This is a genomic window from Variovorax sp. UC74_104 (assembly GCF_044055375.1).
In the GTDB taxonomy this organism is placed as follows: Bacteria; Pseudomonadota; Gammaproteobacteria; order Burkholderiales; family Burkholderiaceae_C; genus Variovorax.
Genome location: NZ_CP171978.1, coordinates 1,809,329 through 1,829,525, shown reverse-complemented (window position 1 = coordinate 1,829,525; position 20,197 = coordinate 1,809,329). Strand labels below are relative to the sequence as shown.

17 protein-coding genes and 2 pseudogenes are annotated in these 20,197 nt (G+C 69.5%); 10 read left to right on the top strand and 9 right to left on the bottom strand.

The window, feature by feature from the left end; translation table 11 throughout:
- Positions 1–29: 29 nt before the first annotated feature.
- A complete protein-coding gene (locus ACHMXA_RS08560) occupies positions 30–1,865 on the bottom strand; it encodes a sensor histidine kinase (RefSeq protein ID WP_395320082.1) in 1,836 nt (611 codons plus the stop codon).
- Positions 1,866–1,898: 33 nt separating this feature from the next.
- Positions 1,899–2,633 (bottom strand): response regulator, encoded by a 735-nt coding sequence (locus tag ACHMXA_RS08555; RefSeq protein ID WP_395320080.1) that lies wholly within the window; start codon positions 2,631–2,633, stop codon positions 1,899–1,901.
- 399 nt (positions 2,634–3,032) lie between these two features.
- Between ACHMXA_RS08555 and ACHMXA_RS08550 the strand changes: the two genes are divergently transcribed.
- The 5 genes and pseudogenes from ACHMXA_RS08550 to mtgA all read left to right on the top strand — a co-directional run bounded on the left by ACHMXA_RS08550 (position 3,033) and on the right by mtgA (position 8,370).
- Positions 3,033–3,626, top strand: a complete 594-nt coding sequence (locus ACHMXA_RS08550) for a YqiA/YcfP family alpha/beta fold hydrolase (RefSeq protein ID WP_176667845.1) — start codon at positions 3,033–3,035, stop codon at positions 3,624–3,626.
- 124 nt (positions 3,627–3,750) lie between these two features.
- Positions 3,751–5,818: pseudogene (locus ACHMXA_RS08545) on the top strand (ribonuclease catalytic domain-containing protein).
- A gap of 55 nt (positions 5,819–5,873) precedes the next feature.
- Entirely contained in the window at positions 5,874–6,728 is an 855-nt protein-coding gene (locus ACHMXA_RS08540) for an energy transducer TonB (protein WP_395320078.1), read from the top strand.
- 50 nt (positions 6,729–6,778) lie between these two features.
- Positions 6,779–7,630, top strand: a complete 852-nt coding sequence (gene aroE / locus ACHMXA_RS08535; RefSeq protein WP_395320076.1) for a shikimate dehydrogenase — start codon at positions 6,779–6,781, stop codon at positions 7,628–7,630.
- Positions 7,627–8,370 carry a monofunctional biosynthetic peptidoglycan transglycosylase gene (gene mtgA, locus ACHMXA_RS08530; protein ID WP_176667841.1) on the top strand — a complete coding sequence of 248 codons (744 nt, stop codon included), beginning with the start codon at positions 7,627–7,629 and terminating at the stop codon, positions 8,368–8,370. The genes aroE and mtgA overlap by 4 nt, the downstream gene beginning before the upstream one ends.
- Here the strand turns inward: mtgA and ACHMXA_RS08525 are convergent.
- Positions 8,336–8,758, bottom strand: coding sequence for a DUF2809 domain-containing protein (locus tag ACHMXA_RS08525; RefSeq protein ID WP_395321257.1), 423 nt, complete (start codon positions 8,756–8,758; stop codon positions 8,336–8,338). The genes mtgA and ACHMXA_RS08525 overlap by 35 nt on opposite strands.
- Before the next feature lie 9 nt (positions 8,759–8,767).
- On the opposite strand from ACHMXA_RS08525, the pseudogene ACHMXA_RS08520 reads away from it, so the two are divergent.
- The 3 genes and pseudogenes from ACHMXA_RS08520 to ACHMXA_RS08510 form a co-directional block, all read left to right on the top strand.
- Positions 8,768–8,995: pseudogene (locus ACHMXA_RS08520) on the top strand (1-acyl-sn-glycerol-3-phosphate acyltransferase); the annotation flags it as partial.
- Positions 8,996–9,119: 124 nt separating this feature from the next.
- Positions 9,120–9,656: a lysophospholipid acyltransferase family protein gene (locus tag ACHMXA_RS08515; protein ID WP_395320073.1), complete on the top strand. Its 537-nt coding sequence runs from the start codon at positions 9,120–9,122 to the stop codon at positions 9,654–9,656.
- Between the two features lie 10 nt (positions 9,657–9,666).
- Positions 9,667–10,656: a phosphatidate cytidylyltransferase gene (locus ACHMXA_RS08510; RefSeq protein ID WP_395320071.1), complete on the top strand. Its 990-nt coding sequence runs from the start codon at positions 9,667–9,669 to the stop codon at positions 10,654–10,656.
- Between the two features lie 330 nt (positions 10,657–10,986).
- On the opposite strand, the gene ACHMXA_RS08505 is transcribed toward ACHMXA_RS08510, so the two are convergent.
- Entirely contained in the window at positions 10,987–13,065 is a 2,079-nt protein-coding gene (locus ACHMXA_RS08505) for a tetratricopeptide repeat protein (RefSeq protein ID WP_395320069.1), read from the bottom strand.
- Positions 13,066–13,214: 149 nt separating this feature from the next.
- Here ACHMXA_RS08505 and ruvC point away from each other — a divergent pair, with 149 nt between their 5' ends.
- Complete coding sequence (ruvC, locus tag ACHMXA_RS08500; RefSeq protein ID WP_395320067.1) at positions 13,215–13,763, top strand: crossover junction endodeoxyribonuclease RuvC; 549 nt, start codon at positions 13,215–13,217, stop codon at positions 13,761–13,763.
- A gap of 13 nt (positions 13,764–13,776) precedes the next feature.
- On the opposite strand, the gene glyA is transcribed toward ruvC, so the two are convergent.
- Positions 13,777–15,102 carry a serine hydroxymethyltransferase gene (glyA, locus tag ACHMXA_RS08495; RefSeq protein ID WP_395320065.1) on the bottom strand — a complete coding sequence of 442 codons (1,326 nt, stop codon included), beginning with the start codon at positions 15,100–15,102 and terminating at the stop codon, positions 13,777–13,779.
- A gap of 117 nt (positions 15,103–15,219) precedes the next feature.
- Between glyA and ACHMXA_RS08490 the strand changes: the two genes are divergently transcribed.
- Entirely contained in the window at positions 15,220–16,173 is a 954-nt protein-coding gene (locus ACHMXA_RS08490) for a LysR family transcriptional regulator (RefSeq protein ID WP_395320063.1), read from the top strand.
- Positions 16,174–16,209: 36 nt separating this feature from the next.
- Here the strand turns inward: ACHMXA_RS08490 and ACHMXA_RS08485 are convergent, their stop codons facing one another.
- The 4 genes from ACHMXA_RS08485 to ftsA form a co-directional block, all read right to left on the bottom strand.
- A complete protein-coding gene (locus ACHMXA_RS08485; protein WP_019656766.1) occupies positions 16,210–16,386 on the bottom strand; it encodes a hypothetical protein in 177 nt (58 codons plus the stop codon).
- 15 nt (positions 16,387–16,401) lie between these two features.
- Positions 16,402–17,325, bottom strand: coding sequence for a UDP-3-O-acyl-N-acetylglucosamine deacetylase (lpxC, locus tag ACHMXA_RS08480; protein WP_176667834.1), 924 nt, complete (start codon positions 17,323–17,325; stop codon positions 16,402–16,404).
- Between the two features lie 255 nt (positions 17,326–17,580).
- On the bottom strand, positions 17,581–18,795 hold the full coding sequence (ftsZ, locus tag ACHMXA_RS08475) for a cell division protein FtsZ (protein ID WP_176667833.1): 1,215 nt from the start codon (positions 18,793–18,795) through the stop codon (positions 17,581–17,583).
- A gap of 170 nt (positions 18,796–18,965) precedes the next feature.
- Positions 18,966–20,195 carry a cell division protein FtsA gene (ftsA, locus tag ACHMXA_RS08470; protein ID WP_093196937.1) on the bottom strand — a complete coding sequence of 410 codons (1,230 nt, stop codon included), beginning with the start codon at positions 20,193–20,195 and terminating at the stop codon, positions 18,966–18,968.
- Between the last annotated feature and the right edge of the window lie 2 nt (positions 20,196–20,197).

Below are 20,197 nucleotides of genomic sequence, written 5' to 3'. Positions count from 1 at the left end.
GGCGGATTATCCCAGCCCCGCCCGGCCCCTCAATCGAATTCGAGCTGAACGACCGTGCGCCCCGGTCGGCTTTCGACCGTCAGGCGCGCGCCGATGGCGCCGGAGCGCTCCGCCAGCGAGCGCGGCATGTGCTTGGCGGTGTCGAAGCCCTTGCCGTTGTCGATCACCCGCAGCTGCACCGTCCTGCCCTTCATGCCGGCCTCGAAGCGCAGCACGGTGGCCTCGGCGTGCCGCAGCACGTTGGAGATCGACTCGAACAGCAGGAACTGCAGCTGGCGCATGCCGTGCGCGTCCAGCCCTGCCACCGGCTCCACCTCGTCCACCGCCCATTCGAACTCGATGCCCGAGGACGCCAGCCGGGGCTCCAGCCGGTAGCGCGCCGCGGCAAGCAGCGCGCCCACGTCGCCCGGTGGCAGGTGAATGGAATCGATCTGCAGCTTGAGCTGGTCCAGCGAATCGCGCAGGGTGCGCAGCAGGTCGCCCGAGCTGCTCTGGCCCGACTGCAACTGGCGGATCGCCGAGCTGATGTGCGAGCCCACGCCGTCGTGCATCTCGCGCAGGATGCGCTCGCGCTCGTGGGTGCGCGCCTGCACCTGCGCCGCGGCCTCGAGCTCGGCGTAGGTGGCCGCCAGTTCGCGCTCGCGCTGCGCCACGCGCTCGGCCAGCGCGGCAACCGAACCGCGCGCCTGCAGGGCCGCCGCGCGGAAGCGCCGCAGCACGATCAGGAGCAGCACCGCGCCGAAGAACACCGACGAATAGCGCACCCAGGTGGTTTCGCCGTAGGCGTCGCTCAGGCGGACCACCAGCCAGTCGCGCGCGGCGAAGGCCACCGTGACCAGGGCCGCGCCGGCCATCAGCAGGCGGTCGTCGTTCGGGTGGCGCAGCGTGGCGAAGGCGAAGGCGCCGACGAAGGCGGCAACGAACACCAGCTCCACGGCGAGCCAGGCGGTGAACCATGCAGGCTCGTCCCGCTGCAGCGACAGCGCGCTGAACAGCACCGTTCCCACCACCACGCCGGCCACCGGCCAGCGCACCCAGCGGTGGCGCGGCTCGTTCGCCCAGCCCGCGAGGTGGTAGACGAACATCATGGAGGCCGCCGCCCAGCCTGCATAGGAGGCCGCCATCAGCACGCCCCACGGCCCCCAGGACAGCGGCGGCTCGGCGACCAGTCCGTCGGCCATGCGTACCGCCCAGAAGAACTCCGCCAACGCGGCCCAGAGATAGATGCCCACGCGCCGCGGCACGCCGCTGGCGTCGACGTCGAGCTGCGTGAGCCACAGCGCCAGCGCGATGCCGCCCACGATCAGGCTGAAGGCCATCAGCAGCACCGAGCCGGTGAAGCGCCATGCGTTGGCGCCCTCGAAGAGCTCGCCGCGCACCGTCGCGGCCGGCCCGATCACCACCTGCGACAGCCCCGCGAGACGGGCGGTGTCGGCATGCAGGCGGATCTGCAGCAGGTTGTCGCCCTTGCGCAGCAGCTTGCCGGGCACGGGCACGTAGATGGGTGCCTTGGCGTAGTCGGCGTCGTTGCTGCGCTTCATGTCGCCGTAGGTCTGCAGCAGCGCGTCGTTGAGCTGCACCTCGAAGACGTTGCCCACGCGCGGGATGAAGATGCCCCACGGCGTCTCGGGCTCGGCCTCCAGCGTGAACGGCAGGTCGAAGCTGGCGGTGCCGGGGCGCCCGTTGAACTGCCGGTCCCAGTGATAGGAAAGCTCGACCGGCTCCGTGCGCGTGACGCCGTCGACCGTGGTGGTCACCGTGCCCTGGCGCAGCTCGATCGGCGCCTCGGCGGCGATCGCACCGGAAACGCCGAACAGGCCGCAAACGCCGGCAACGCCCATCAGGAGCGTCGCCAGCCAAGACATCACCAGCGACACCCGGTTCCGCCGCATCTGCGCTCAGCCCGGATGAGACAGCAGGCCGAGACGCGTCGCCTCGAAGACCGCCTCGCTCTTGGAATGCACTGCGAGCTTCCCGTAGAGATTCTTGATGTGGGTCTGCACCGTGTGAACGCTCAGGCCCTTGAGCCGGGCGATCTCGGCATAGGAGAAGCCGCGCGCGATCAGCGTCAGCACCTCGTGCTCGCGCGCCGAGAGCAGGCCGCGGTCGGCCTCCTCGGCGGCGGCCTCGGGCGCAGAGCCCGGCGCTGCACTGGTGGGCGCCGCGGTCTGCAGGCTGCGGTACTTGGCGAGCACGCGCCGCGCGATCATGGGAGAGATGGGCGAGGCGCCGGCCTTCATCTCGACGATGGTCTGCGCGATGTCCTCGGGCGCGGCGTCCTTGTGGATGTAGCCCACGGCGCCGGCCTCGATGCTGGCGAGAACGTTTTCCTCGTCGCCGAAGACCGACACGACCAGCGGCTCGCAGCCGGGAAAGCGCGATACCGCGTCGCGGATCACGTCGAGGCCGGTGCCGTCGGGCATGCCCAGGTCGACGAGCAGCACGTCCGGGATGGTGGTGGTGCGGGACAGCCAGCCCAGCGCTTCCTGCACGGTGCCCGCGCTGCCGAGCCAGAAAAGGCGCGGGCTGCGCTGCACGCTCGCCTCGAAAAAGGCGCGCGCGCGGCTGTCGTCTTCGACGACGAGCACGCCCCAGCGGCGTAGCGTCGCGTCGTCCTGAGCCTCGATGTTCATGCTCCGAGCATAAGCCTCGGCGCGTACGGGGAATCCATATGCTCATCCCCCGTTCATGGGATACGCCCGGCACGGGGCCTGTCGGAAACTCTGGCCGCTTTTTTTGGGCACCTTGCCCCGCTGCCCCGCGCGGACGAAGTAACCGGAACGTAGGCGGTTCGCCCAGCGCGCGAACGAAACCTGAATACTTTCGAATTCCAGGCGTGCGGCATGCACTGGAACGGGACAGGCGGGATGCCGGCTCGAGCCGGGGCCCCTGCAGGCCGGGGCTTTACCGAAGAACTCGCCCCGCGGGGTTTTTTGTATGTCGGAGGCGGCCTCGCGAGAACAGACCTCATGCAGAATTACCCGTTCCCGGCAAGCGAGGTGCGGTTGCCGCACCTCCCGTCTTTTCCTCGCATGGATCCGCAAACCACCCACCTGCTCTACCTGCACGGTTTCCGCTCCTCGCCTCGCTCGACCAAGGCCCGGGTCGTCGCGGACCGCGTCGCGCGGCGCCATCCGAACCTGCAGTGGTGGTGCCCCCAGCTGCCGCCGTCGCCGCACGACGCCATCGACATGGTGATGAAGGGCATCGCCCACTGGCCGCGCAAGTCGATGGCGGTGGTGGGCTCGTCGCTCGGCGGCTACTACGCCACCTACGTGGCCGGCATGACGCGCTGCCGCGCGGTACTGCTCAACCCGGCGGTGCATCCCGCGCGCGACCTCATGCGCTACATCGGCGACCAGACCCTCTGGCACGACCCGGCGGAGCATTTCTATTTCCGCCCCGAATACATCCATGAGCTGCGCGCGATGGAAGTCGGCCCGCTCACCCGGCCCGAGCGCGTGTTCGCCATCATCGCCAAGGGCGACGAGGCGCTCGACTGGCACGAGATGTCCGCGCGCTACCCCGACAGCAACATCAAGCTGCTCGAAGGCGGCGACCATGCCCTGTCGGACTTCGAAAAGGCCCACCTCGACGACGTGATGGCCTTCATCAACCCCGTTTGAATTTCCAGGGACACCGCAGAACCGGCTTCGCCGGGCTGCAGGTGTCGCCCCCGGAAGGGGGAAGGAGGCCACACGAAGTGGGCAAGCCTGGGGTGAGCCTAACTCCGCGTGGGACAATCGACGGATGTTTGTATTGTTTGAAGAAGCCGGCAAGTACCTCGGCGGCCGCGTGCTGTCGGAGGCCGAAGCGTCGGCGCAGGTCGAGCTCGACACCGGCAAACGCGTCAAGGTCAAGGGCGCCAACATCGTCCTGCGTTTCGAGAAACCGTCGCCCGCCGACCTGATCGCCGAGGCGCGCGCGCTCGCCGCCGGCATGGACCTCGACCTCGCCTGGGAATTCGCGCCCGAGGGCGAATTCATCTTCGCCGAGCTGGCAGCCGAGTATTTCAGCGAGAAGCCCTCGCTCGCCCAGCAGGCCGCCGCCCTGTTCGCGCTGTTCGAGGCGCCGCACTACTTCCGCCGCGCCGGCAAGGGCCGTTTCAAGAAGGCCCCGGCCGAGATCGTGCAGCAGGCGCTGGCCGCCATCGAGAAGAAGAAGGCCATCCAGGCGCAGATCGCCGAATGGGCCGTGCAGCTGGCCGAGGGCGTGTGCCCGGCGCCCGTGCGCGAGCAGCTCTACAAGATTCTTTTCCGCCCCGACAAGAACGCCCCCGAGTACAAGGCCGTCGTCGAGGCCGCGCGCACCACGCAGCGCCCGCCGCTCGACCTGCTGGAGCGCGCCGGCGCCATCGATTCGCCCTACCAGTTCCACTGGCGGCGCTTCCTGTTCGAGAACTTCCCCAAGGGCACCGGCTTCCCGGCGCTCGCGGCGCCCGCCATCGCCGACGACCTGCCGCTGGCCGAGGGCGTGCAGGCCTTCTCCATCGACGATTCGCAGACCACCGAAATCGACGATGCGCTCTCGGTGCAGGGCCTGGGCACCGGCACCGTGACGGTCGGCATCCACATCGCCGCGCCGGCCCTCGCGCTGACGCCGGGCAGCCCGATCGACAACGTGGCGCGTGCGCGCATGTCCACGGTCTACATGCCGGGCTACAAGATCACGATGCTGCCCGACGAAGTGGTCGACACCTACACGCTGCTCGAAGGCGGCGACCGCCCGGCCGTGTCGCTGTACGCACGCTTCGACGAGGCCACGCTGGAGCTGCAGGGCACCGAGACGAAGCTCGAAGCGCGTGCCCATCGTGGCCAACCTGCGCCACGACCAGCTCGACACCGTCGTCACGCAGCAGTGGCTGGAAGATGCCACGTTCAACGCCGACAGCACGCCCGAGGCCGCGGCCCGCATGCGCGCGCCCCTGTCGTTCTTGTTCCGCCTCGCGAAACAGCTGAAGGCGCAGCGCGAGGTGGTGCGCGGCAAGCCCGAGAGCTTCAACCGGCCCGACTACAACTTCCGCCTCGTCGGCAACGACGGCGCCGAACCCACCGGGAACGAGCAGGTGCAGATCAGCACGCGCCAGCGCGGCGCACCGCTCGACCTGATCGTGTCCGAGGCCATGATCCTGGCCAACAGCAGCTGGGGCGGCTGGCTCGGCGAGCTCGGCGTGCCGGGGCTCTACCGCAGCCAGGCCAGCCTCGCGCCCGGCATCAAGGTGCGCATGGGCACGCGCGCGCTGCCGCACGCGGGCCTGGGCGTGAAGAGCTACGCCTGGAGCACCTCGCCGCTGCGCCGCTACACCGACCTGGTGAACCAGTGGCAGATCATCGCCGCCGCGCGCCACGGAAAGACCGCCGCGCTGGCCGCGCCCTTCAAGCCGAAGGACGCCGACCTGTTCTCCATCCTCTCGGGCTTCGACGCCGCCTATGCCGCGTACAACGCCTACCAGGGCGGCATGGAGCGCTTTTGGACGCTGAAGTACCTGCAGCAGCAGGGCATCACCGAGCTGGAAGCCACCGTCATCAAGGACATGCCCAACGGTGCCCTGGTGCGTGCAGACACGCTGCCGCTGGTGTTCCCGGTGGCCGGGCAGCAGGAGCGCGGCGCGCGCCTGCGCGTGAAGCTCGGCGAGATCGACGAGATCGCCCTCGACGTGAGTGGCACCGTGCTCGAACGGCTCGACTCGCCGAAGGCCGACGCGGCCGCCGGCCAGGAAAGCGACGAAGAGGAAGAAGAAGTGGTTGCGGGCCCGATCGCCATTGCCGTCGACCTGAACGACAGCGAGGCCGCGCCAGAAGAAAACACGCCAGCATGAAACCCGGCGGATCGTCGTCCGGAGAAATGATGCGGCTCCTGGAGGAGTTTCGAGAATGAACTTCAAGGACCTCAGCACGCTGCAGATCGCTCTGGGCGTGTCGGTCGTCGTGCATGCCGCGCTGCTCGCGGTGCGCTTCGTCGATCCCGAGTCGTTCAACAAGGTCTTCAGCGACACGCCGCTCGAAGTCATCCTGGTCAACAGCAAGACCAACGACAGGCCCGACCCCGCCGCCCGGCTGCGCGCGCAGACCTCGCTGGCGGGCGGCGGCGACCTCGACAAGGGCCGCGCGACCAGCCCGCTGCCGCCGTCGAGCTTCACCACCGTGGGCGACTCCTTCGAGGACGCGCAGCGCAAGGTCGACGCCATGCAGGCCGAGCAGATGCAGATGCTCACCCAGCTCAAGCGCGACCTGGCCGCGATGCCCGCGCCCGACCCGCGCAACCCCGGCGACCCGGCCGAGGCCAAGGCGCAGGAAGACAAGCGCCGCCAGATGATCAACCTGCTGGCCGAGATCGAGCGCCGCGTGAACGAGGAAAACGCGCGCCCCAAGAAGCGCTACCTGAGCCCCTTCACGCGCGAGGCAGCCTTCGCCACCTACGTCGATTCGCTGCGCCGCCGGGTAGAGGCGCAGGGCACGGCCAACTTCCCGACGCTGGCCGGCAAGAAGCTCTACGGCGAGCTCACGATGACCATCACCGTCAACTTCGACGGCCGGCTGCTCTCGACGGTGGTCGACGAAAGCTCGGGCCAGGCCGTGCTGGACAAGCGCGCGCAGGCCATCGTCGCGAGCGTGGGCAACTTCGGCACCTTCACCGACGCGATGCGCAAGGAGCACGCCGACCAGATCGTGATCCGGCCGCACTTCCGCTTCGCGCACGACGGCTCGGTCGAACTCTCATCGCAGTAGCCGGAAGACCGCCAGGACACGACAAGAACGAAAGACAGGAGGCAGACACCATGGACCTGTACTGCGTCATGGGCAACCCCGTCGAGCACAGCCGCTCGCCCCGCATCCACGCGCGCTTCGCCGAGCTTTGCGGCCGGCAGCAGATGGAATACGGCCGGCGGCTGATTCCGCTCGGCGCGTTCGCCGAAGGCATCGCAGCCTTCCGCAGCGAGGCCGCCGAGCGCGGCGACGTCGCGCGCGGCTGCAACATCACGGTGCCCTTCAAGTTCGAGGCCGCGGCGCTGGCGCAGCACACCAGCGAGCGCGCCCTGCTCGCGCAGGCGGCGAACACGCTGCGCTTCGACGCCGACGGCGGCATTTACGCGGACAACACCGACGGCATCGGCCTGGTCAACGACATCGTGCGCAACGCGGGCGTGCCGCTCGAGGGCAAGGCGTTGCTGCTGATCGGCGCGGGCGGCGCCGCGGCCGGCGTGCTGGGCCCGCTGCTCGATGCGGGCGCCTCGCGCGTCGTGGTCGCCAACCGCACCGTGGACAAGGCGGTCGAGCTGGTGCGCCGCCACGCGGCCGTCGCGCTGCGCCACGGCGCCTCGCTCGAAGCCTGGGCGCTCGACGAGGTGCCGGGCGCCTTCGACGTGGTGGTCAATGCCACCGCCTCCAGCCTCGCGGGCGACGCGGTGCCCGTGAAGGCCAGCGTGCTGCGCGAAGGCGGGCTCGCGGTCGACATGATGTACGGCCCCGCCGCCGCCGGCTTCATGGCCTGGGCGCAGGCGCACGGCGCGGTGGCGCGCGACGGGCTCGGCATGCTGGTCGAGCAGGCGGCCGAGTCCTTCGAGATCTGGCGCGGCGTGCGTCCGCCTTCGGCGCAGGTGCTCGCCGAGATCCGTGCCGAACTGAAATGAAAGCCGCGCTGCGCCTGATCGCCTGCATCGCGGTGGCGGGCCTGGCACTGCAGCTCTTCTTCGTGGCGCGCATCGCGGCGATGGCGGTGATCGATCCGCAGAGCACCGCGTTCCAGCGCTCCGAGGCCTACCAGATCGCCATCCACCAGGGAAGCGGCGGCGGCTGGCGCCAGGAATGGGTGCCCTACTCGCAGATCAGCGACACGCTCAAGCGCGCGGTCATCGCGAGCGAGGACTCCGGCTTCGTCGATCACAACGGCGTGGAGTGGGAGGCCATCGAGCGGGCGCGCCAGCGCAACGCCAGGGCCGAGGAACTGGCCGCCAAGCGGGCCGCACGTGCGGCCGCGCGCGGCAAGCCGGTGCGGCCGGTGCAGCTGCGCGGCGGCTCGACCATCACGCAGCAGCTCGCCAAGAACCTGCTGCTGTCGGGCGAGCGCACCATGCTGCGCAAGGGGCAGGAGCTGGTGCTGGCCACGCTGCTCGAAGTGCTGCTCGACAAGCGGCGCATCCTGGAGATCTACCTCAACAACGTGGAGTGGGGCGAAGGCGTGTTCGGCGCGCAGGCGGCCTCGCAGTACTACTTCCGCAAGCCGGCCTCGCGCCTGGGCACTGGAGAGGCGGCACGGCTGGCGGTGATGCTGCCCAGCCCCAAGTTCTTCGAGCGCCGGACCGGCTCGCCCTACCTGAGCGGGCGCGCCTCGACGGTCATGGCGCGGATGCCCGCGGCCGAGCTGCCCTGAAGACGGCAGCGCCGCGCAGGCCCTCGATGGCCAGCACGGCGGCGAAGCCGATGGTGTAGGCCAGCACGTCCCACCAGTCGGCCGTGCTGCCGAGCACGATGCGCAGCGCGCGGTTCGGAATGTGCAGGTGCCACGTCGCCGCCAGGTACTGCCCTAGTTCGACGGCAAGGCCCACGCCCAGCGCGGCCAGCGCCAGCGGCAGCACGCGCGCGCCAATCGCGGTCTTGAACACGAAGTACACCCACACCACGGCAAGCACGTCGCCGAAGAAGCTGCGCAGCCAGCCCCAGCGCGCGCCGACGGTGGCCAGCAGCAGCAGAACGAGAAACAGGGCCACCGCCCACGCCAGTGAAAGAGGATCGAAACGCCATCGCATGGCCCGTATCATCGCGCCCATATGCTGGCAAAGCTCACGGGTTGGCTGCTTCTTGGGATCGTCCGCTTGCTCACGGGCGCGCAGGCGCGCTGGTACGGCTGTCCGCCCAAGGCCGAACAGCGCATCTACTTCGCCAATCACCAGAGCCATGCTGACCTGGTGATGATCTGGGCGGCGCTGCCGGAAGAATTGCGCAGCATCACCCGGCCGATCGCGGCGCGCGACTACTGGGCCAATACGCCGGTCAAGCGCTGGATCACGACGGAGGTGTTCAACGCGGTGTACGTCGAGCGGCAGGCGACGCCCGCTGCAGCGGCAAGCGCACCGACGGCACCGGTGGTGGCCGAAGCGCCGCCACCGCCGCCCGTCGCACGTGCACCGGTTCCCCCCGCCGGCCGAGCGCATCGAGCCCTCGATGGAGCCGCTGCTGCCGTTGACCCCGCCCGAGGCTCCCCTGGAAACCGTCGCGTCCGGCGCACAGGGCCAGCTCGACCTGCCGGAGCCCCCTGCTCCACCACCTGCGCCACCGCCCGAGCCGCCACCACCGGCGGAGCCCGAAGCCCCGCCCGTCGCGGCCACTCCCCCTGTCGACCCGCTCGCCCCGCTGGTCGAAGCCCTGCGCAGCGGCGACTCGATCATCATCTTTCCCGAAGGCACGCGCGGCCACACAGGCGAGCCGCAGAAGTTCAAGTCGGGCCTCTACACGCTGGCCACGATGTTCCCCGAGGTGGTGCTGGTGCCCGCATGGATCGACAACGTGCAGCGCGTCATGCCCAAGGGCGAGATCGTGCCGGTGCCCATCCTCTGCTCCGTTACCTTCGGCGCGCCGATCCGCGTGGAGGAAGGCGAGGAGCGCCGCCCCTTCCTCGACCGGGCGCGCGCCGCCGTGATCGCCCTGCGCGACGTCTGACGCCGACGACATGAACCAGTTCCTGCGCAGCCTCAGCCCGACCCAGCAGGTCGCGGCGCTCTTCCTCATCATCTTCGGCGTGCTCGCGATCGTGAGCGCCACCGCCTTCTTCCTGAGCTTCAGGGAAAAGCGCAACCCCGTGCACGACGCCGCCTGGCAGGCCGAGCTGGCGCACTTCCGCGCCCTGCTGGGCACGACCTGGTTCATGGTGCTGGTCTTCTGGATCGGCTGGGCGCTCGGCGAGACGGTGGCCACGGTGCTGTTCGCGCTCATCTCCTTCTTCGCGCTGCGCGAGTTCATCACGCTCTCGCCCACGCGGCGCGGCGACCACCGCAGCCTGATCCTGGCCTTCTTCGTGGTGCTGCCGATCCAGTTCTGGCTGGTGGCCACGGCGCGCTTCGACCTGTTCACCGTGTTCATCCCGGTGTACGTGTTCCTCGCGATCCCGGTGACGAGCGCGCTGGCCAACGACCCGAGCCAGTTCCTGGAGCGCAACGCCAAGCTGCAGTGGGGCATCATGGTCTGCGTCTACGGCATGAGCCATGTGCCGGCGCTGCTGCTGCTGAGCTTTCCGGGCTACGAGGGCAAGAGCGCGTTCCTCGTGTTCTTCCTGGTGTTCGTGGTGCAGACCTCGGTGCTGGTGCAGCACCTGATCTCGCGGCGCATGCAGCGCGCGCCCTTCGCGCCCAACGTGAGCCGCAGCTTCAACTGGACCAGCTGGGCCGTCGGCATCGCGGTGGCGAGCCTGGTGGGCGCGCTGTTCTCGTTCATCACGCCGTTCAAGTTCGGACAGGCGCTCGCGGTGTCGGTCATCGCGTGCATCTCGGGGTCGATGGGGCACCTGGTGATGAAGGCGCTCAAGCGCGACCGGGGCATTCCGAACTGGGGCAAGAAGGGCGTGGGCGTGACGGGGGCCAACGGCCTGCTGGACCGCGTCGATGCCCTGTGCTTCGCCGCGCCCATCTTCTTCCATTCCATCCGCTGGTACTTCAACGTCTGAACTTGGCAAACCCCCAGGCTTGCGCACTTCGCGTCGCTTCGCCACCCCCTTGCAGGGGGCAATACCGGTGGCCCGGCAAAGCCGGTTCCACGGGAGGCTGGGCAAACCCCCAGGCTTGCGCACTTCGTGTCGCTTCGCCACCCCCTTGCAGGGGGCAATACCGGTGGCCCGGCAAAGCCGGTTCCACGGGAGGCTGGGCAAACCCCCAGGCTTGCGCACTTCGTGTCGCTTCGCCACCCCCTTGCAGGGGGCAATACCGGTGGCCCGGCAAAGCCGGTTCCACGGTATTCCTGGAAGAACGCCTGGGGCTGATCGGGTTGGGTGGTGGGTTCAGGCCCTGCGCCGCACCACGCGGCCGAAGACTTCCTTCGCCTTGCGTCCGATGGCCCTGGCCTTCAGCGCCTGCAGTTCGCGCGCGAGGCGAGCGCGCTGGTCGGCCGAGAGCGCGGTGCCGAAGCGGCCCAGCGCGGCCTCGAGCGCTGCGCGCTGCGCCTCCACGCGCCCCTGCCGGCCTTCGGCCTCCGCGAGCCACTCGCAGGCGTTGACGACGCGCTCGCGCAGCGCGGCATCGCCCGAATCGCCGAAGCGTGCGATGAGCGCGCGATAGGTCTTGATCTGGCCAGCCGGGTCGCCGAGCTTGTCCTGCGCCTTGGCCTTGTTGATCAGCGACTTCGCGGCCCAGAGCTGCAGCGTGCCTTCCCTCGCGCCGCTGGTGCGTGCGATGGCCTCGTCGTAGCAGGCCACCGCCGCCTCGAGCCGGCCGGTCTGGCGCAGCGTGGCGCCCTTGCGGAACAGCGCGCCGACCACGCGTCCGCGCAGGTCGGGCAGTTCGGAATTGCCCCAGCGCGCGACGATCTCGTCGTGCACGCGCATCTCGTCGTCGTGCCGGCCGAGGCGGTCGAGCGCGGTGCTCTTGTACTGCATGCACAGCGCGACCGTCTCCTGCATCTCGGTCGAGGGGTCGGCGCCGTAGCGCGCGTCCATCGCCTCGGCGGCCGCGACGACTTCGTCGAAACGCTCCAGCGCGACCAGGCAGAAGGCCTTGTGGACCAGTGCCCGCGCGCACTGGCGGCGCAGCTCCGGATGCGGCGAGGCGGCATGCGCGGCCAGCACCTCGTCGAACAGCGCGATGGCCTCGCGCGACTCGCCCGCGTCGCCGTACCTGCGCCCTTGCCTGACCTTGTCGCGCACCTCGTCGCGCAGCTCTGCCGGAAGCTCCGGCAGGTTGCCTTCGGCATCGGCCTTGCGCAGCCGCTTCAGGCAGGCCTGCCGGCCGGCGGTGGCCTTGGCGAGCGCGTCCTGCAGCTCGGCCTCGGACGCGCCCTGCAGCTGCCTCGCGAGCTGCTGGTAGACCTGCAGCGCCTCCTCGGCGCGGCCGAGCCGCTCGAGCAGCACGAAGCCCTTGTTGAGCAGCGCGCTCGCCACGGTGCGGTGCACCACCGCGTCGGTGTCCGCGCCGAAGGTGGCGAGCAGCCGATCGCAGGCGGCCAGCGCGGCCTCGCCGTCGTCCGATTCGCGCAGGCCCACCGACCAGTCGTAGGCGCGCCGCACGGCCATGCGCCGCACCTGCGGCGACGCGTCGTGGCCGTAGCGGTCGAGCAGCCAGCCCACCAGCTCGGCGCGGTTCGCATGCTCGTCGATGCCGAAGCCGTCGAAGAAGAGCGTCAGCGCCCGCACGCCCTCGATGCGCAACTCCGGCGCCGCATGGGCAAGGTCGGCTTCGATCTGGTCGGCCACCGCGAGGCACATCACCTGCGCCTGCGCATGCTGCGCCAGCTCGCGCAGGTTGAGCACGCAAGCCAGGCGCGCACGCGCGACGCGCAGCACCACGCCGGGGTCGGTGCTGCCGTCGAAACGCTCGATGACGGCCTCCAGCGTGGCCAGCGCGTCCTGCGGCAGGCCGCGGTGGTGCTCGATCTCGGCCTTGAGCAGCCGGGCCTCCACGTGCCAGGTGTCGAGCGCGGCATCGGGCTGGCCGTCGAGGAGCTCGCTCATGGCGTCGCAGGCTTCGCAACGCGCGGCGGGCTCGTCGATCCACCAGGTGCGCTGGTAGAGCGCATGCGCGATGTGCTCGCGGATCTCGGGTTCGGCGCGCTGGCCGTGCGCCGCGATCAGGCGGTCGAGCGTGGCGAGCGCGTCGGCGGGGCGATGCATCTGGCGCAGCATGTGCGCCAGCAGGCGCAAGGCCTGGCAGCAGGGCACGACGACGCCGACCTCGGGCTTCGAAGCGAACTCGTCGAGCATGCGCGCGCATGCGGCCAACGCCTCCTGGCGGCGTCCCATGTCGTCGAGCAGTTCGACGCGCCTGAAGCTGGCGGCCGCGCGTTCGGCGGGGTGCATCTGCAGGCGTGCGATCAAGGCTTGCACCTCGTCCAGTTGCTGCTGCGCGGAGGACTCGACTACATTCACATTCGCTTCCTTGAATGGCGCGCCCCGCGCGGGGCGGGGCGGACGGTACGGACCGGGGCGCATTCTGCCCACGATCAGCCGGCTTTCGGCCCTCTCTTCGCAACTCTTTGACAATCTTTTCCCAGGCTTAGGCCTTTACGTTTCCTTTCATGCGCATTCTCGGCATCGACCCCGGCTTGCAGACCACCGGCTTCGGCGTGGTCGATGCGGACGGCCATGCGCTGCGCTACGTGGCCAGCGGCACCATCAGCACGCGGCACTTGGGCACCGGCAACCTGCCGGCCCGCCTGAAGGTGCTGTTCGACGGCATCGCGGAAATCACCTCGCGCTACCAGCCCGATGCATCGGCGGTGGAAATCATCTTCGTCAACGTGAATCCGCAATCCACGCTGCTGCTGGGGCAGGCGCGCGGCGCATGCGTGACGGCGCTCGTCAGCAACAACCTCTCGGTGGCCGAGTACACGGCGCTGCAGATGAAGAAGGCGGTGGCCGGCCACGGCCAGGCGGCCAAGGCGCAGGTGCAGGAGATGGTGCGGCGCCTGCTCGACCTGCCCGGCCTGCCGGGCGCCGACGCGGCGGATGCGCTGGGCATCGCCATCACGCACGCGCAGGTGGGGCGCTCGATGGCGCGGCTGGCCGAGGCGGCGGAGCTGTCGAAGACCCATGCCGGCACCTACCGGCAGGGGCGTTCACGCTGAGGCGAAGCGGCCTTCAGCGCACGATGTAGCGCAGTTCGCCCAGGCGCTTGCGGCGCTCGCGCACCTCGGCGGCCACCGATGCGGCATCGCCTTCGAGTGCACGCGCGATCCAGCCGGCCAGCGGCGGCATGTCTTCGGGCGTGAAGCCCAGCCGCACGATCTCGGGCACGCCCAGGCGCAGGCCGTTGATGTCACCCTTCACGGGCGCGATCGGCAGGCCGATGCCGCAGGCCAGCAGGCCGCCCTGCGCGAGCTTCTTCGCCGCGTGCTGACCACCTCCCCAGCGCGCGGCCTTGATCGCGAACTGGTGCGACTGCGTGAAGCCGCGCGCCTTCGCGAACACCGGCAGGCCCAGCGCATCGAGTTCGCGCGCCAGCGCCTGCGCCGTCTCGCGCATCGCCGCCGCGTAGGCGACGCCGTGCACCTTCCAGTCGAGCAGCCCGCGGGCCAGCGCGGCCGTGCGGCCCGCGTCCGAGTTGGCCGTGAGGCCGGGGTAGGCGATGGCGTCGATGCGCTCCATCAGCGCCGCGTCGTTCGACACGATCAGCCCGCCCGCCGGACCACCCAGGCTCTTGTAGGTGCTCATGGTGATCGCGTGCGCGCCCTGCTCCAGCGGCTGCGGCCACGCCTTGCCGGCCACCATGCCCGAGAGATGCGCCGCGTCGAACAGCAGCTTTGCACCCACGCTGTCGGCGATCTCGCGGATCTCGGGCACCGGATGCGGAAACAGGTTCAGGCTGCCGCCGATGGTGATGAGCTTCGGCTTCGCCTCGCGCACCAGCTTCGCGAGCGCGGCCACGTCGACCGTGTAGCCGTCGGCATCCACCGGCGCGGAGACCGGCTTCAGGCCATAGAGACCCGCGGCGCCCGCCGCATGGTGCGTGACGTGGCCGCCGATGCTGGGCGGCGGCACGACGATGGTGTCGCCGGGCCGGCAGGTCGCCATGAACACGTAGAGGTTCGACAGCGCGCCCGAGCTCACGCGCACCTCGGCGAACTTCGAACCGAACACCTCGGCCGCCAGCTCGGCGGCGACCACCTCGATGCGCTCGATGGCCTCCAGCCCCATCTCGTACTTGTCGCCCGGATAGCCCAGCGACGGGCGCGAGCCCAGCCCGCGCGACAGCAGCGCCTCGGCCGCCGGGTTCATCACGTTGGTGGCGGGGTTGAGGTTCAGTCCGTCCACGTCGTGGATGCGATGGTTGTCGGCCACCAGCCGTTCGATCTCGGCGGCGACGCCCGCGGCGTCTCGCGCGGCGGCATCGGCGGCGATGGAAAGCACGTGGTCCTCGCTGGCGGCGGGAACCCAGGGGCGGCGTTGCAGGGCGGCGGCAGGCATGCGGCGGATCTCGCAGGAAGTGGTGGATGGCTGCATCGTCGCCTGCCCCCGCCGATGCGGCAAGCCGGATAATCTGGCCCCGAGCCATAGAAAAACTTGGCCTGAAGGACCCGCCCCATGCCGCTCGCACCGCCGCGTCCCCGCCTGCCGCCGCACACCGCGGTGCGCGCCTTCGAGGCGGCCGCACGCCATGGCAGCTTCGCGCGCGCGGCCGAGGAGCTGTTCGTCACGCCGGCAGCCATCGCGCAGCAGATCAAGGCGCTGGAAACCTGGGCCGGCGGCGCACTCTTCGAGCGCCACAGCCAGGGCATTCGCCTCAGCGCGCACGGGCGTCGCGCCTTGCCGGCCCTCAGCGCAGCCGTCGACCAGCTCGGCCTCGCCGTGCAGGCGCTGCGCCACGAGACACAGACTGCCGCGCGCCGCAGCACGCTGCAGGTGGCCGCGCTGCCGGCCGTGGCGCAGCTGTGGCTGTCTCCTCGCCTGTCGCGGCTGAAGGCGGAACTGCCCGGCGTGCAGGTGTCGGTGACCGCGCTGGAGCAGCCGCCGAACTTCCGCCGCGAGCCTTTCGACCTGGGCCTGTTCTATGCGCGCGCGAGCGAACGCATCGAAAGCGCGGCGGGCGCGCAGGCGATTCCGCTGGTGCGCGACCGGCTGCTGCCCGTGTGCAGCCCGCGCCTTCGCGAGCCCCTGCCCAGCGGCCGCCCGCGCACCCTCGAAGACCTGGCCGACCTGCTGCAGCACAGCGGCGGACTGCACGACACCGTCTGGCGGGACGACTGGCAGCGCTGGCTGCAGGCCGTGCGGCCCGGCACCACGGCGGCCGACGCAGACGCGCTCGCCGCAGGGCCGGACTTCTCGCTCTACAGCCTGGCGCTCCAGGCCGCGGTGGATGGCGAGGGTGTGCTGATGGGGCGCGAACACCTTGTCGCGCCGCTGCTGGCGCAAGGCAAGCTGCATGCACCCTGGGGAAGGCCGAAGGCGCTGGGAGATACGGTGATGCTGCTGGTGCCCGCACATCGCAAGGGGCCGCTGCTCACGCGGCAGGTGCAGGCCTTGCAGGCGCTGGCGTGAGAGGCGATCAGCCGGCCTGCCGTCGGGAAGCCGGTTCTACGCGACTCGCTCGGCAATCAGCACCGCGAAGAAGCCGAAGGCAGCCAGCAGCGTCCACTTCAGCACGATCCAGCCGATGCGTCGGTACTTGACCTGCCCCGTGCCCGCGTAGAACGCGAAGCAAACGCCGGCCACCAGCAGGAGCAGCAGGATGGCCCAGCGGAACAGGAGCATGTCAGGAGCGGGGCCTTACCAGGCCCGCGCGACTTCGCCGAAACCGCGCGGTGCGCGCTTCTCGTCCTCGAAGGTCACGACCTCGTAGGCGTCGCTGTGCGAAAGCAGTTCGCGCAGCAGCTTGTTGTTGAGCGCATGGCCCGACCGGAACGCCTTGTAGGCGGCCAGCAGCGGCTTGCCGATGATGTAGAGGTCGCCCATCGCGTCGAGGATCTTGTGCTTCACGAACTCGTCGTCGTAGCGCAGGCCGCCCTCGTTCAGCACCTTGGTGTCGTCCATCACGATGGCGTTGTCGAGCCCGCCACCGAGCGCGAGGCCCTTGCTGCGCATGTACTCGACCTCCTTCGTGAAGCCGAAGGTGCGCGCACGGGCGATGTCGCGGCTGTAGGAGTCGGTGCCCAGGTCGAACTCCACGCGCTGGCCGGTGGAGTTGACGACGCGGTGGTCGAAGTCGATCTCGAAGCTCAGCTTGTAGCCGTGGTACGGCTCCAGGCTCGCCCACTTCTCGTTGGCGCCCTCGCCTTCGCGCACCTCGACCTTGCGGGTCACGCGGATGAAGCGGCGCGGCGCCTTCTGCAGCGCGATGCCCGCGCTCTGCAGCAGGAACACGAAGGAGGAAGCCGATCCGTCGAGGATCGGCACTTCGTCGGCCGTGATGTCGATGTAGAGGTTGTCGATGCCCAGGCCCGCGCAGGCGGACATGATGTGCTCGACGGTCTGCACCTTGGCGCCGCCGGTGGAGACGGTGGACGCGAGGCGCGTGTCGGTGACCGACTCGGCGGTCATGCGGATCTCGACCGGCTCGGGCAGGTCGACGCGGCGGAACACGATGCCCGTATCGGCCGGCGCCGGCCGCAGTGTCAGCTCCACGCGCTGGCCGCTGTGGAGCCCCACGCCCACGGCGCGGCTGATGGACTTGAGGGTTCGTTGTTGCAGCACGGCCGGGATTTTAGGCGCCCGACGGGCGTGGCGGCCTATGCCCCTCGCTATGGCACCGATAGACATGGGTTCTATGCAATTGCTTCGAGTTGGCCCGAAATGGACGCAAAGGGCACGAGGCGAGCGCAGCGCCTAGAGCCAGCGGACGTCCCTTTCGGGTCGTCCCCGTGCCCCTTACGCCCTCTCGTGCCCTCTGCGTCTGGCCGAGTTCACCCCTGCGGTGGCCTCAGCGAGGCCATCGGATGGGGTGTTCTCTCAATCAGCTTGACGACGCAGGAACGCGGGGATCTCGAAGTCGTCCATGCCGCCCGAAGACAGCGCGTCCACCTTCGCGGCGGCCATCGTGCGGTTGGTGCGCCACACGCTGGGAACGGCCATGCCGTCGTAGTTGGGCTGGCTGCCGCCCGTGCCACCGGCATGACCCACGCCACCGAGCGTCGGCACGGTGAAGGGGATGTTGTCGGTGCCGGTGCGGATGACTTCCAGCGTCGGCTGCTGGCGGCGAGCGTCGGGACGCGAGAGGCCGGTGGCCACCACGGTCACGCGCATCTCGTCGCCCAGGCTGTCGTCGTAGGCGGCGCCGTAGATCACGTGCGCATCCGGCGAAGCGTAGGCGCGGATGGTGTTCATCGCCAGCTTCGACTCGTTCAGCTTCAGCGAGCCCTTCGATGCCGTCACCAGCACCAGCACGCCCTTGGCGCCCGAGAGGTCGATGCCTTCGAGCAGCGGGCAGGCCACGGCCTGTTCGGCGGCGATGCGCGCGCGGTCGGGGCCGGCGGCCGCGGCCGTGCCCATCATGGCCTTGCCGGGCTCGCCCATCACGGTGCGCACGTCTTCGAAGTCGACGTTCACGCCGCCGTACTCGTTGATGATTTCCGAGATGCCGCCCACGGCGTTCTTCAGCACGTCGTTGGCCTGCGCGAAGGCTTCGTCCTGCGTGACGTCCTCGCCCAGCACGTCGAGCAGCTTCTCGTTGAGCACGACGATCAGCGAGTCGACGTTGGCTTCGAGCTCGGCCAGGCCGGCGTCGGCGTTGGTCATGCGGCGGCCGCCTTCCCAGTCGAAGGGCTTGGTCACCACGCCCACGGTGAGGATGCCCATTTCCTTCGCCACGCGCGCGATCACCGGAGCGGCGCCGGTGCCGGTGCCGCCGCCCATGCCGGCCGTGATGAACAGCATGTGCGCGCCGTCGATGGCGGCGCGGATGTCGTCCACCGCGGCTTCGGCCGCGTCACGGCCCTTCTCGGGCTTGCTGCCGGCGCCCAGGCCGCTGGTGCCCAGCTGGATGATCTTGTGCGCGTTGCTGCGCTGCAGGGCCTGTGCGTCGGTGTTCGCGCAGACGAACTGAACGCCCTGCACGCCACGCTCCATCATGTGGGCGACCGCATTGCCGCCGCCACCGCCGACACCGATCACCTTGATCTGCGTGCCCTGGTTGAACTCTTCGACTTCGATCATTTCGATGGTCATTTTTAACTCCTTGAATCTTGCAGTTGCCGTTATGTGTCTGTGAATATTTCTTGTGTACTGACGGGATCAACGAAGAGCCCGTCGCGATGGTGGACCTGTTCGTCGCCATCGCTCGTTGAAATGCATTGGGGGGCTGCCGCGGGCGAGCCAGAGTGGAGACTTGATCATGGCTAGAAATTCCCCACGATGAAGTCCTTGAAACGTCCGAATGCAGTCTTTACCGACCCATTCTTCTGCGCGACCTTGAAGCCGCGCATGCGTGCGAAGCGTGCTTCCTCGAGCAGGCCCATCACCGTCGCGGCGCGGGGCTGCGCGACCATGTCCGACAGCGCGCTCGAATACTTCGGGATGCCGCGGCGCACGGGCTTGAGGAAGATGTCCTCGCCGAGCTCGACCATGCCGGGCATCACGGCGCTGCCGCCCGTGAGCACCACGCCCGACGACAGCACCTCTTCGTAGCCCGACTCGCGCACCACCTGCTGCACCAGCGAGAAGATCTCCTCGATGCGCGGCTCGATCACGCCGGCCAGCGCCTGCTTGCTCAGCATGCGCGGGCCGCGGTCGCCGAGGCCCGGCACTTCGACCTGCGTCTCGGGGTCGGCCAGCAGCTGCTTGGCGAAGCCGTTCTCGACCTTGATGTCTTCCGCGTCCTTCGTGGGCGTGCGCAGCGCCATCGCGATGTCGCTGGTGATGAGGTCGCCCGCGATCGGGATCACTGCCGTGTGGCGGATCGCGCCGTTGGTGAAGATCGCCACGTCGGTCGTGCCCGCACCGATGTCCACCAGCACCACGCCCAACTCGCGCTCGTCTTCGGTGAGCACCGCCTGGCTGGAGGCCAGCGGGTTCAGCATGAGCTGGTCGACTTCCAGGCCGCAGCGGCGCACGCACTTGATGATGTTCTCGGCCGCGCTCTGCGCGCCGGTCACGATGTGCACCTTGGCCTCCAGGCGCATGCCGCTCATGCCGATCGGCTCCTTCACGTCCTGGCCGTCGATCACGAACTCCTGCGGCTCCACCAGCAGCAGGCGTTGGTCGCTGGAGATGTTGATGGCGCGCGCCGTCTCCACCACGCGGGCCACGTCGGCGGGCGTCACTTCCTTGTCCTTCACCGCCACCATGCCGCTGGAGTTGATGCCGCGGATGTGGCTGCCGGTGATGCCGGTGTAGACGCGGCTGATCTTGCAGTCGGCCATCAGCTCGGCCTCTTTCAGCGCCTGCTGGATGCTCTGCACGGTGGCGTCGATGTTCACCACCACGCCGCGCTTGAGGCCGTTGCTCGGCGCGATACCCAGGCCGGCCAGCTTGAGCTCGCCGCCGGGCAGCACCTCGGCCACGACCACCATCACCTTGGCGGTGCCGATGTCGAGTCCTACGACCAGGTCTTTGTATTCTTTGGGCATTG

Bases quoted from the DNA above. Each gene is read 5' to 3' on its own strand.
- ACHMXA_RS08550 (WP_176667845.1), top strand. From the start codon at position 3,033: ATGGATCCGCAAACCACCCACCTGCTCTACCTGCACGGTTTCCGCTCC.
- ruvC (WP_395320067.1), top strand. From the start codon at position 13,215: ATGCGCATTCTCGGCATCGACCCCGGCTTGCAGACCACCGGCTTCGGC.
- ACHMXA_RS08490 (WP_395320063.1), top strand. From the start codon at position 15,220: ATGCCGCTCGCACCGCCGCGTCCCCGCCTGCCGCCGCACACCGCGGTG.
- ftsA (WP_093196937.1), bottom strand. From the start codon at position 20,195: ATGCCCAAAGAATACAAAGACCTGGTCGTAGGACTCGACATCGGCACC.
- aroE (WP_395320076.1), top strand. From the start codon at position 6,779: ATGGACCTGTACTGCGTCATGGGCAACCCCGTCGAGCACAGCCGCTCG.
- mtgA (WP_176667841.1), top strand. From the start codon at position 7,627: ATGAAAGCCGCGCTGCGCCTGATCGCCTGCATCGCGGTGGCGGGCCTG.
- ACHMXA_RS08525 (WP_395321257.1), bottom strand. From the start codon at position 8,758: ATGATACGGGCCATGCGATGGCGTTTCGATCCTCTTTCACTGGCGTGG.
- ACHMXA_RS08510 (WP_395320071.1), top strand. From the start codon at position 9,667: ATGAACCAGTTCCTGCGCAGCCTCAGCCCGACCCAGCAGGTCGCGGCG.
- ACHMXA_RS08560 (WP_395320082.1), bottom strand. From the start codon at position 1,865: ATGTCTTGGCTGGCGACGCTCCTGATGGGCGTTGCCGGCGTTTGCGGC.
- ACHMXA_RS08540 (WP_395320078.1), top strand. From the start codon at position 5,874: ATGAACTTCAAGGACCTCAGCACGCTGCAGATCGCTCTGGGCGTGTCG.
- ftsZ (WP_176667833.1), bottom strand. From the start codon at position 18,795: ATGACCATCGAAATGATCGAAGTCGAAGAGTTCAACCAGGGCACGCAG.
- ACHMXA_RS08485 (WP_019656766.1), bottom strand. From the start codon at position 16,386: ATGCTCCTGTTCCGCTGGGCCATCCTGCTGCTCCTGCTGGTGGCCGGC.
- glyA (WP_395320065.1), bottom strand. From the start codon at position 15,102: ATGCCTGCCGCCGCCCTGCAACGCCGCCCCTGGGTTCCCGCCGCCAGC.
- ACHMXA_RS08555 (WP_395320080.1), bottom strand. From the start codon at position 2,633: ATGAACATCGAGGCTCAGGACGACGCGACGCTACGCCGCTGGGGCGTG.